The organism is Bulleidia sp. HCP3S3_C9 (genome assembly GCF_052064035.1).
Taxonomy (GTDB): Bacteria; Bacillota_I; Bacilli_A; order Erysipelotrichales; family Erysipelotrichaceae; genus Bulleidia.
This window is the reverse complement of sequence record NZ_JBQHWJ010000061.1, coordinates 1-12837: the sequence shown is the minus strand read 5'-3', so window position 1 is coordinate 12837 and position 12837 is coordinate 1. Positions and strand designations below refer to the sequence as shown.

Genomic DNA, 12837 nt, shown 5'->3' with positions numbered 1-12837 from the left:
CCTGAATATTCACATTTTCAAAGAACAGATACCTTCTGAAACTAACTTGTTCAAAGAATTTCATTTTCAAACTTTTTCATCAATTTCTGTTGACTTTTATATAGTTAGCTTATGTTTAAAAAAGACAGCTTCTCAGCTGTCCTTATTTTACTACATCTTCCTTAAAACTTAAATGTATCCTTTAATCCCAACCATTTCTGATCCTTATCAGAAAGATTCAAAGCAGTGCCATCATCTAAATGATATCCACTTGCATCTGCACTACCTGGATAAGTGCCTTCTAAATGAGGCCATTCAATACCGATTTCAGGATCATTCCAAGCTAAGCCACCTTCATCATTGGCATGCCAGAAATCATTCACTTTATAACAGAATTCAGCTTCATCACTCAACACTAAGAAGCCATGTGCAAAACCTTCAGGAATCAAGAACTGTTTCTTGTTTTCAGCTGTCAATTCAACGCCATACCATTTCCCATATGTTTTAGAATCACTTCTAAGATCAACCGCAACATCAAATACAGAACCTCTCACTGCTCTAACAAGTTTGCACTGAGGAAAATGCTTCTGGAAATGCAAACCTCTCAATACGCCCTTCACTGACATAGACTGGTTATCCTGTACAAAATTGATATCAAATCCAGCTTCCTTCATATCATTTTCATTATATGTTTCCATGAAGTAACCTCTGTTATCTCCATGTACTGCTGGTGTAATGACACACAAGCCTTCAATTCCACCAACATTCTTTTCAACACTGATCTGTCCCATATTAAAGATTCTCCATATCTAATTCATCAATATATCTTCTTAACGCATCCTGCCATGTAGGTAATGGTGTAAAGCCATTTTCTACAAGCTTAGATTTATCCAGTCTAGAGTTAAATGGTCTAGCAGCCTTACTCAAACCATATTCTTCAGTTGTTACTGGAGTGACTTTTGTTGTATATCCAGCAACTTTATAGATTTCTTTTGTGAAATCATACCAGGAAATATAGCCACCTTCATTTGTCGCATGATAGTAACCATATTTATCTGTTTCAATCATATCTACAAGCAATCTAGCTAAATCAAATGTATATGTTGGTGTTCCAATCTGATCATTGACTACCTTCACTTCATCATGGTTCTTGCCAACCTTCAACATTGTCTTGATAAAGTTCTTTCCATTCTTGCCAAATACCCATGCAATACGAACAATAAAATACTTAGATAATGTATTGGCAACCACAAGTTCACCTTCCAGCTTTGTCTGACCATATACATTCATAGGCTTATAGTCTTTACAGTCAGGCTGCCAAGGCGTTTCACCCTGTCCATCAAAGACGTAGTCTGTAGAAATATATACCATCTTAGCGTCAATTGCTTTAGCAACATTGGCAATATTCTGTGTTCCACCAGCATTGATTGCACGAACCTTTGCAACCTTGTCATCATCTTCAGCCATATCCACTGCAGTCCACGCAGCACAATGCACAATGACATCTGGATGAATATCCGTAATTACTTTCTCAACTGCTGCCTGATCTGTAATATCTAAAGAAACATAAGGAGCTGTTGTTACCGCAGTTCCATCTGCTACACCAGCATAGGCTTCCTGTATATCAGAACCAACGCCTTCATATCCTCTTTTTGCCAGCTCATTCATGACATCATGGCCAAGCTGACCACATACACCTGTAACAAATACTTTCATTACTCAATTACTTCTTTCTTTCCATACATTTCTTCATAGTAGTTCTGATAGTCACCAGAGATGATATCTTCCCACCATTCTTTGTTATCTAAATACCACTGAATTGTCTTCTTGATACCATCTTTAAACATTGTTTCAGGAAGCCATCCAAGTTCTGCATGAATCTTTGCAGGATCAATAGCATATCTTTGATCATGTCCCTTACGGTCAGTGACGTGTGTAATCAAAGATTCAGGCTTGCCTAATTCATTCAAGATAATCTTAACAATATCAATGTTCTTCATTTCATTATGTCCACCAATATTGTAAACTTCACCAACTGTACCCTTACGGATAATTAAATCAATTGCCTTACAATGGTCTTCAACATATAACCAGTCACGAACATTTAAACCTTCACCATAAACAGGTAATGACTTATCAGCTAAAGCATTCGCAATCATTAATGGAATCAGTTTTTCAGGGAACTGATATGGGCCATAGTTATTAGAGCATCTAGAAATTGTAACTGGTAAACCAAATGTTCTATGATATGCACTGACTAATAAGTCTGCTCCTGCCTTAGAGGAAGAATATGGAGAAGATGTATGTAATGGTGTTTTTTCTGTAAAGAATAGATCAGGTCTATCTAAAGGTAAATCACCATATACTTCATCTGTAGATACCTGATGGTATCTCTTTACGCCATATTTTCTAGAAGCATCCATTAATACACTTGTACCAATGATATTTGTTTCCAGGAATACTTCTGGGTTTTCAATCGATCTATCTACATGAGATTCAGCCGCAAAGTTGACTACGATATCAGGCTTTTCTTCAGCGAAGATCTTGTCAATTGCTTCTCTATCACAGATATCTGTCTTATAGAACTTGAATTGTGGATTATCCATAACATCCTTCAATGTCTTCAAGTTACCAGCATATGTTAACTTATCAACACAGATAATCTTATCTTCTGGATGTTCTTTCAATTCCAGAAATACAAAGTTACTACCAATAAATCCTGCACCACCTGTTACTAAAATATTCATTTTCTTATTTCTCCTTTTTCTGTTTATTAATTGGGCCTTGAATACTATTCTTTGCCAAGTTCCTTAAATAATCACCATATGGACTCTTTCCATATAGATCAGCAGTCGCTAATAATTGATCTTCATCAATCCATTGATTGTAGAAGGCAATTTCTTCCGGAACAGAAATACGAATGCCTTGAATGTGTTCAATACTTCTGACATAGTTTGTAGCTTCAGCCATAGATTCAATCGTTCCTGTATCAATCCAGGAGAATCCTCTACCTAATACCTGAAGATCCAAGTCGCCTTCTTCGAGATAAATCTTATTTAAATCCGTGATTTCATATTCACCACGTGCACTTGGTTCCAATTCCTTTGCATATTGAATGACACGATTGTCATAGAAATATAAGCCAACAACTGCATAGTTGCTCTTTGGATGCACCGGCTTTTCTTCTAAGGAAATAACCTTTCCTTCTTCATCAAATTCCGCAATACCAAATCTTTCTGGATCATTCACATATTTGCCAAACACAGTTGCACGATGATTTTCTTCCGCATTCTTCACTGCTTCTCTCAGCATACTTCCAAAATGATTACCATAGAAGATGTTATCTCCAAGAACCAGACAGGCAGTATCATCACCAACAAATTCTTCACCTAATACAAATGCCTGTGCAAGTCCATTAGGAACTTCCTGTACCTTGTATTCAAAGTGAACGCCAAATTCACTGCCATCACCTAACAGCTGTTCAAAATTAGGGAGATCATGAGGTGTAGAGATAATTAAGATATCTCTGATACCAGCCAGCATCAATGTACTAATTGGATAGAAAATCATTGGTTTGTCATAGACTGGCAGTAATTGTTTACTTGTGACACGAGTGAGTGGATAAAGTCTTGTACCAGATCCACCAGCTAGAATAATACCTTTCATCTTAGGTTTCCTCCGTTATTACAAGTATATTAAAAGATGACGTTACGTCATCTTCAAGTATTATTTGATATTTCCATAATTTCACATAATTCATTTAGAATCATGCGTAAACTTTTCAACAAGTTGTCGTGAGCCATTTTCATATACTGCATAGACATAAATAGATTTATTTGAATAATCTTTCTTCACATCTTTGAATGTTGCGATATATGTATTGTCATAATTCAATGTCATTGTCACTTCTTCAACTTTAGAACATTTTTCATTATCATACATCACAGCTACAACATGTTTCACATCATCAAAATGCATAGGATTATCCGCAATCACTTCTACATCATTGCTTAATAATGAAGTCCTCGTTGAAATGCTATCAAAAGATGGTGCCTTACTCATCTGTTGATAATATGTTGAACAAACAACCGATTGTGTTTCTTTATCCCACACAACTACATTGATTCCTTCAGCTTGTCTAGAATAATCATCATAGTCATCACCAAGCAGAATAGAAGATGCTTGTTCACTGTTTGAAGAAGATGAAATCACATATGGTGTTCCATCAGATAACGTTCCACCTTCTCTTAAATAGTCATCCGAAACTTTAGAATACGATGCATTTCCATCAATCACCGCAAAAGCAGCTTCACCATCACTCGAAGCAACATTACCTGCACCAAGTTTTCCTAATAAAATTTTTTCGTTTTCACTGAAATTCGTTACACCAATGCCCTGTGTATTCATAAGAATTGTGTATCTATTACGATCTAAAGCATTTAATTCGTTCAAAAAGCTTGTTAGATCATTTGATGGGAACATACGTACATTTCCACTGTATTCAAAGATTCTTTCCGTCACAGGATTTTTATCACTGTCTGTACTATGTGCATCTACACCAATATATACAGAATCCATATTTCCATTCAAAACTGTAATCTGTGCTTTAAATGTACCTTCACCAGTATAGTTCATGATATTACTTGTTTGATTACCATCACTATCTTGTACAAACAATTCCAGGCTATTCAATGTTCCATTAATGCCATACAAATCATCACAAGTAACACTCAATGTATCTTCATTCACTTCATCCACATGGAAATCCAATCCAACTACAGATCCTCGATTACGCATGCCTTCTGCATTCGGATTCACATCTGCCAATGCATTCAAGAAATCAGATTTCTTAGAAAACTCTGTATTAATCATCTGCATACCATCTTTTTCAAGCAGTGTTTCTTCACCTGAAAAAACATTTGTACCCAAGCCAAGACGATTTCCTTCAATAGAAACACCCATTGCTGCTAACGTTGTAGGAAAAGTATCCAGTGTTGTGAATTGACGTTCTCCTTTAGAATGATTTTCTATTGGATCTGCATTAATATACGCTGTATACACTCTTCTTGAGTAATCAGAAGAAACAGGATCACAGAAATCACTGTCCATTGTTGGATGATCTCCAGTAATCACAATCGTTGTATTATCGTACCAGTCTTGTTGTTGGATCCAGGAAACAAATTCACTTACCTGTTTATCTGAACAAGAAATCACATTTCCATAGCGATTTCCATCATGCAAATCCTGGCACAGATTGCAAACATAGCCATCTTCAAAGTGTGTATCCGCTGTCAACATTGTATAGTTGAATGGCTGATTCGAAGAAGCTAATTTTGTTAAATCTTCTTTTGCGTATTCAATGAGCTTTTCATCTTCAAATCCCCACCAGACATAATAGTCTTCTGGCAAATCTCCTGTTTCTTTTCTGTAGTTCAGATCATGAATTGCATAATTTCCATGATCCGTAAAATAAAGTTTTCTTCCACCAAACGTCGCATCTGAACCACAGGCAAATACCTGTTGATATCCTTCTTCGTCAAGGATATCTCCTAGTACAGTAGCATTTTTGAAGAAAGAATTTTGCGTATCCATAGAATTCCCATCGATTGAAAGCATAAGTGGCAATCCTGAAGTAGAAGCAAAAAGCCCTCCCATTGTCCAAGTTGTTCCACTTGTAGAGCGTGCTCCATTCAACACAGTATCTGAGCCAGAGAAATTCTCATTTTCTTTTGAAAGCTGTGTTAATTGAGGAATAAAATTTTCATCAAATCCACCACCATTTTCTTTATCCGCATATGTCATTTCCATAGATTCGAGATAAAGAACAATCACATTCCTTTTTTTTTCTGGAAATGTTAATGAAACGTCTTTTGGATCTACATAGTTAGATTCAATAAAAGTACTTCCCTCTCCTTTATTTTCAAAATATTTGGTTGCATCTAGCTTTGTATTTGTTTCAACTAAAGATAAACCAATACAAATTACAGAACAAATACATAGTGCAACTTTCCCTTTGTTTCTAAATTGTTTTGATGCATAGGATAAAGTAATCGCAACAATCACAAAAACAATCAAACAAACAATTGTTGGAATTCCTGCCTGATAAAAATATGCCCAATACATATCGGAGGCCGTGCCTTCTGTAGGTGCAGTCAACTGATACATTAATTCATCCATCTTTAGGTTTGGCCATGTACGGAAAATCCATTGCACACTAAAAAATAACAATGCCGCAACTGTACATGCAAGAGTCACAAAAACTGTTGTCCAGAATCCATAATTCTTTTTCTTTGCCTGTTTTAAAGTCTTCTTTTCTTGTTTTAATTGTTTTTTCTGTTCCTTAACTTCTTTCTTGATTTGTTTTAATTCTTCTTTTTTTGACAAGAAAGATTCTTTCATTTGTTCTTTTGATTCTTCAACAGATTGAATCAATGTTACCTTTGAAGCAATTTCTTCTTGATGCAGCTGTTTCTGTTTTTGAATAAATGCCTTCAATTTTCCTTGAAATACTTCTTTATCTTCATAAAGAACGATTTCATTTTCCTTTTTATCCTCATGAAGTGTCTCATTTTTTTTCAACAAAATTTTCTTATATCTTTTTTTAGAAGCATATCTAGAATGTGTATGTTTGTGTTTGTCTTTTAATCTTCTATACATGCCGATAATTGTAGCACGTTTCTACAATACTTTTGTGATAAATATCCCCGCATCTTTTGTGATATGAAATCCATTCTTTGTTTTTTCTTCCACGAATTCTCTAAATTCACGATAATGATCTAAAAGAATATGATTCTGGTTTCCATGACATGAAATAATATAGGCAATGAGTGGCTCTGCTTCATTCACTTCAATGGCATCCTCATACTTCTTCATTTCAACTGTTTTAAAATATTTCGATAGGATTTCTTTTCCATTGTCTAAACCAAATACTTCATATAGACAATCGGAAGATAAAACAATATTCTGATCAAATTCCTGTACAAGATCAGTAATTTCTTTCATATGTCTTTGACTGTATGTACTGCATACAAAAACACCTGTATCCTTCATTACTCTCTTACATTCTTTTAATACAACATCAATATCATCAAAGTAAAACAATACGTGATTTGCAATCACAATATCAAATGCTTTTTCTTTGAAAGGTATTTTATGACAATCAAATCGTCTATACGAAAATCTAGAATCTTTCCCAATGGATTCCCTTGCATCTCTTAACATGCCTTCCGAAATATCAGATAGCGTCACATGAATATTTTGTGGTAAAACAGAAAGATTTTCTTTCCATAAAGCACCATTTCCACACCCAATTTCTAAAATATTCATATTCTCTTTTAATTGAATCTGTTCAAGAAGCCAAGGAAACCATCCTTGTTGATTTGTAGAATAATCATGATGTAAACGAATACGTGCAGATACATTTGTGGCATCTTGATATTGTGTCTTCAATGACTGGTCTGCACTCGTCATATGAATCAAATTCAACATCTGATCCATTGACTGATGCTTTTCAATGGCATCCGTTGCATCACACAACGCCTGGTGCATATCCTGTAATTCAGAGATTCTTTCCTGAACAAGTTTCTTTTGAATTTCAAGAGAGCCAAGTAAAAAATCTTCATCTGTAGATGTCATTGTCATTTCACGAATATCATCCAAAGAAAAACCAAGATACTTAAAAAGAAGGATCTGTTGAAGCTTCGCCAGATCCCCATCTGTATATAATCTAGTACCATTTTCAGTACGAAAGGAAGGTTTCAATAAATTCTTGTTATCATACCATCGAATCGTACGTAACGTCACATGTGCTTTTTTCGCGAATTGACCTGACGTATAGTATCCTTCTTTTTTCATCAGTTACTTCCTGTTCCTACGATTAGCATATAATCATAATTCTTGTCAAAATTATCATTGTAGAAAGGATCATGAACAAGCCATTTTGCATAATTCTCTTTTGCATAGTTAACTTCCGACATAAATCTTTCTACTGCTTTAGGATCTTTATCAATACCTCTAGATTTAGATTCATAATGATATAATTCAACATCAGGAATAAAAATATTAAAGTATCCATGTTCTAATAACTTCAAGCCCAAATCCACATCATTAAATTGAACTGTCAATTCTTCATTCATTCCCCCAACTTCTAAATATTTCTTTTTAGAAACCATTAAACAAGCAGCTGTACAACAGGCAACATCATTTGGAATATCCAATGTATGCATATACCCTTTTTCATTATGCGGTTTCCGATAATAGCGATGTGCAAATCCACCACCTTTTCCAGTGATAATACCACCATGTTGAATGGAATCATCACCATAATACAGTTTCACACCAACACTGCCCACGTTTTCCTGTTGTGCGTAGCCAAGCATTTTTTCAAGCCAGTCTTTTGTAATAACTTCAGTATCATTATTCATTAATACAACATATTCACCATGACTATATTCTACAGCTTTGTTATTGATGATAGAAAAGTTAAAAGGGATGTTTAATGCATGCACATGAACATTGTCATGCTTTTCCTGTAGTTCTTTAAAATATGTAAATGTTTCTTCTTTTTCACTATTGTTATCAATAATGATAATTTCAAAATTCCGATATGTACTCTTGTCAAATATAGAATCAATGCACTTCTTCAAATCCTCTACACCATCTTTTGTAGGAATCATAATGGATACAAGTGGTTCTTCTTTTACAGGATAAGACAGATATGCATAATCTGAATGCATCATTAACTTACATGGAATATGATGTTCATCAATATAAGACTTTAGTGGGTATACATTAAATGTATCTTCCGCTTCCCCATACACAATCTTAGAAATATGTTTCCATTCAATCTTCTGATCACTTAATTCTAATAAATATCTATAGATATCTACTTCTTTCCCGTCAAACTGTTTTAATAATTCGGTTTTTACAATCACTAGATTTCCAATATAGTTAAATCCCCTTAATGTATGATAGGAAAAATCCGGTTTACATTTTGGAGATTTTCTTTCGCCATTCACATATAAGTCAGAATCAAAATAGATTGCATCGCAATCACATTCATTCAAATATGCGAAAAATGGTTCATATAAATGAATTCCTTCACCAACCAGACAAGTATATGACGTATGAATTCTAGATGTATTCATTGTATCCATAGATACTGCAGCTAATCCATTAGCATTCAAATTACTCACATTTCTACCAACAAATGTAATATCCGTATACAAACCATCTTGTTTTTTATATTCCTGTAAAGTTAACCATTTCTTATAATCTTTTTCATTAGAAGGATCAAAAAATCTCTGCCCATACTTAGAGATATTTTCACTTTCATGTCTAAACTTATGAACATACATTTTCAGAATATCTTTCGGTATCACGAAATGATACTGTACTGCCCATATATAAAATGCTTTCTTAATCAAGCCTAATTTTGAACTGTTATTTTCCATAACCAATATTTTACACGTAACAAACAATTAAAAAAAGCCCTGTAAGTATACTGTAACTTATAAGGCTTTTCATCATTATTGTTCTGATGGACTTTCTTCTGCTCCTGTTGAGCCACTAGTATCTCCAGAGCCTCCACTAGTATCTCCAGAGCCTCCGCTAGTATCTCCAGAGCCTCCGCTAGTATCTCCAGAGCCACCACCAGTTTCTCCAGAACCACCACTAGTATCTCCGGAACCACTACCATTTTCCTCGGATCCTCCAGCATTTTCAGAGCCATTCTCTGTTTCGCTAGAACCACCATTATTTCCTGGTGTAGTTGATGGACTAGCAGATGCTGATGGACTTGGACTATCTGTAGGTTCTGTAGATTCACTTGGCTCTGGAACATCAGCAGGTCTGCCATCATCTGTAATGCGAGTCTCATTATAAACCTCTTGAGATACAGGATCTGGCGTAAATGTATTCGCAGCAGACCAGCTGACAGAAGTTGGTGTATCTGGAGTAGCAGTTGTGCTTAAATTACGTTTAATTGCATTTGCACAATCTTGAATTGATCCATTAAATAATCGATAAATCCATAGATCCATTTGCAGACTACTATTCCACAAATTAGCTGCGTATCCATAAACTCTAGAAGACTCAAAATCAAATAATCCCGAAACATTATTTGAATCATAATATCTCTTAGATTTCTGCAGAGCATAATTGATGAAACCAGTCATTTGTTCAACAGTAAAGTTTGTTTTGATATTATCACCTGCAGCATCTAAAATGTCTAAAAACATTTGCGGACTCTTTGAAGCCATAACTTTTTGAATAATCTGTTCAATAACATCCTGTTGATGACGTTGTCTAGCAAAATCTCCATCAGGAAATGCATTTCTCTCTCTTACATATCCTAATGCTTTTGTTCCATCTAAATAGTTATGTCCAGGATTAATATGATATACAGCTAATGAATCTGTTGGAATATCCCAACACTGAGCATCAAATCCAACTTCTATATCTGCTTCAACTCCACCAACCGCATCAACAACTCTAATTACTGAAGCAAAGTTAAACTCAATTGTATAATCAATGTCAATACCCATTAAATTTTCAACTGTTTTCACCATGCAAGATTCACTGGAAGCATGTGCTGCATTTATTTTATCACTTGATCCATAACAAGAGATAGGAACATAAGAGTCTCTTGCGATAGAAGTCATTGTAACTTTCATGGAAATTGGATTTACAGACATCAAGATAATAGAGTCTGCCAATCCTTCATTTTCACCTGTTACAAGTACTGTAAATGGTTCTTTTGTAATATCTTTTTTTGCACCAGCTTCACTTTCTGAAGTAATTGTTTCTGAGAAATCCAATATAGATTGTGTATCAGGAAGATATGCAGCTAAATTTTCATCTTCAGCAAACTGAGATTGATATGTAACTGGTAAAACCGCACAATCAACAGCACCTGTAATCAAATTAGAAAGAAGATCTGTGTATCCATTCACTTCAACATATTCAACATTTGTATTACTGGAAGAAAGTTTGGTTTTTGCGATTTCTTCTGTCTTTGTACCTTTGGCAACTCCTACTCTTCTACCTTCAAGATCCTTAACATCTGTAATCGGATCACCACTTGTACCACTGTAAATAACTAAAGAAGCCGCAACCTCTTCTTCCTTCTTTTCTCCAGTAATCTTTGTGACATTCTTATTCACTCTTCCAAGTGCATAGAAGCCATAGCCTCCACCACCAACAAAGAGTGATAAAACAATGATAGAAATCACAAACAATGCAATTTTTCTCGTACGAATCATTAAAATGACTAATAAGTCCAATAAAAGAAGAATCGCAAGTACTACAATATTGATCATCATAAAGATATTCTGACCAATACTAGAGAACTTTGTTGTATTAAACAAAATATAAACAACAAGAATATTCGCTACAATTGTAAAAATTGTAACAATAATATTTAAAACGGTTGGCTCTTTTTTGAATTCGCCCTTTTTAGGTTTCTTAGACTTTTTATTCTTTGGTGTTTGTGGAGGAATATTGTTTCCACCACCATTAGAATCATCTGTCATTGTTGGCAACTGAACAGTCTGCTCTGTTGCCTCTAACGGTGAATCAGGTTGTTCAATTTCCACTGGTACATCAGGAAATAATGGTGCAGAACTTTTCTGATCCTCATCTTCATTCATAAATGCTTCTAAGTCAAAAGCAGAATTACTCTTTTTTGGTGTTTCTTCTACTGGCTTATTAAAGTTAAATGCTGGGATACTTGTACTCTTTTCCTCATCATCTACAACTTTAGGCTGTTCTGGTTCACTTCTAAATGAAGAATTAAAATTAAACGCTGGAATGCTTGTACTATTTGGTACATTTCCCAATTCTCCTGGTTCATCAGGAAAAGAAGGTGTATCTGTATGATCTAAATTTAAATTATCAAAAGGATCTCTCATTATTCAATACCTCCTATTTCCCATCTATCGTTATTATTCACTACATGGAATGTAGCGGATGTCTGAATTTCAGATGCATTCATTTTTGTATCAGAACCATATTCCCATGAAGCTTCAACATTGACGCATGGCAAACCTGCAGATTGTTCATCACCATTTTCATCTGTATATGTCACAGTATAATCATCGACTCTAGAAACATTATTGATTGTCACTTTCTTCACTTCAATCAAAGAACTTCTACCATCCTTTGATAGATATAAATCCATATCCTTATAGAAGTTATACAATGTATAAGTTTCAAAGTCAGACTGCTTTGGACTATAAATATACTGCATACCGCCAATATCATAGTTACCATCTTTATTTGTCCATGTGTAATACTGGCAGATAAAGTTCTTTACAACTGTTTCCGCAATTGCTTCTTCCCCTGTATATGTATTACCGTTTTCATCTTTTACGTCTTTTCCTTTGACAGCTTCATTCAATTCTTTGAAATATTTTTTGTTGATATCTGTTGGGTTATTACCAATGGAATATTTCTCATTGGAATACTCGTTATCAACCTTTTCTGTTTCAACAGTATCACCATTACCTGTATTGCTTGTTTTAATCTTGTAAATATTAAAACCAAGCGCCGCGACAATACCAATCGCAGTTATGCATAACAAGATTGTTAAAATGCCACTGATTTTTACTTTTTTCTTTTTATTCATAGAATTAGCCATACATCCCTCCTGGTATATTGTTGAAGACTCATAAAACAAGTCATTCACAATATACACTTTCCTTTCTATCAATCCTGTTTAACCGTGATTGATAACGGTTCGATGTATCCTGTAGAATATTGAAATATGTGAATGTGGATTTGTAGTCCTCCCTGTAGCTTTGACTACTTTGAAAAGGGTCTTACCACGCCTTATTCCAGAACAATGATTAGTTAGATGAG

Annotated in this window: 9 protein-coding genes; all 9 read right to left on the bottom strand. The window is 34.7% G+C overall.

Features of this window, described 5'->3' with window-relative positions; all coding sequences use genetic code 11:
• Positions 1–161 precede the first annotated feature (161 nt).
• On the bottom strand, positions 162–770 hold the full coding sequence (gene rfbC, locus ACTND6_RS09540) for a dTDP-4-dehydrorhamnose 3,5-epimerase (RefSeq protein ID WP_441023854.1): 609 nt from the start codon (positions 768–770) through the stop codon (positions 162–164).
• Position 771: 1 nt separating this feature from the next.
• Positions 772–1695 (bottom strand): dTDP-4-dehydrorhamnose reductase, encoded by a 924-nt coding sequence (rfbD, locus tag ACTND6_RS09535; RefSeq protein WP_441023853.1) that lies wholly within the window; start codon positions 1693–1695, stop codon positions 772–774.
• Positions 1695–2726, bottom strand: a complete 1032-nt coding sequence (rfbB, locus tag ACTND6_RS09530) for a dTDP-glucose 4,6-dehydratase (RefSeq protein WP_178176850.1) — start codon at positions 2724–2726, stop codon at positions 1695–1697. The genes rfbD and rfbB overlap by 1 nt, the downstream gene beginning before the upstream one ends.
• Positions 2727–2730: 4 nt before the next feature.
• Positions 2731–3645, bottom strand: a complete 915-nt coding sequence (gene rfbA / locus ACTND6_RS09525) for a glucose-1-phosphate thymidylyltransferase RfbA (RefSeq protein WP_441023852.1) — start codon at positions 3643–3645, stop codon at positions 2731–2733.
• A gap of 90 nt (positions 3646–3735) precedes the next feature.
• A complete protein-coding gene (locus ACTND6_RS09520) occupies positions 3736–6636 on the bottom strand; it encodes a sulfatase-like hydrolase/transferase (protein ID WP_441023851.1) in 2901 nt (966 codons plus the stop codon).
• Positions 6637–6657: 21 nt separating this feature from the next.
• Positions 6658–7833: a MerR family transcriptional regulator gene (locus ACTND6_RS09515; protein WP_441023850.1), complete on the bottom strand. Its 1176-nt coding sequence runs from the start codon at positions 7831–7833 to the stop codon at positions 6658–6660.
• Positions 7833–9431 carry a glycosyltransferase family 2 protein gene (locus tag ACTND6_RS09510; RefSeq protein ID WP_441023849.1) on the bottom strand — a complete coding sequence of 533 codons (1599 nt, stop codon included), beginning with the start codon at positions 9429–9431 and terminating at the stop codon, positions 7833–7835. Before ACTND6_RS09510 ends, ACTND6_RS09515 begins: the two co-directional genes overlap by 1 nt.
• A 75-nt stretch (positions 9432–9506) precedes the next feature.
• Entirely contained in the window at positions 9507–11888 is a 2382-nt protein-coding gene (locus tag ACTND6_RS09505; RefSeq protein WP_441023847.1) for an LCP family glycopolymer transferase, read from the bottom strand.
• The gene (locus ACTND6_RS09500) at positions 11888–12616 is read right to left on the bottom strand and encodes a hypothetical protein (RefSeq protein WP_441023846.1); all 729 of its coding nucleotides are present in this window, start codon (positions 12614–12616) and stop codon (positions 11888–11890) included. Before ACTND6_RS09500 ends, ACTND6_RS09505 begins: the two co-directional genes overlap by 1 nt.
• Between the last annotated feature and the right edge of the window lie 221 nt (positions 12617–12837).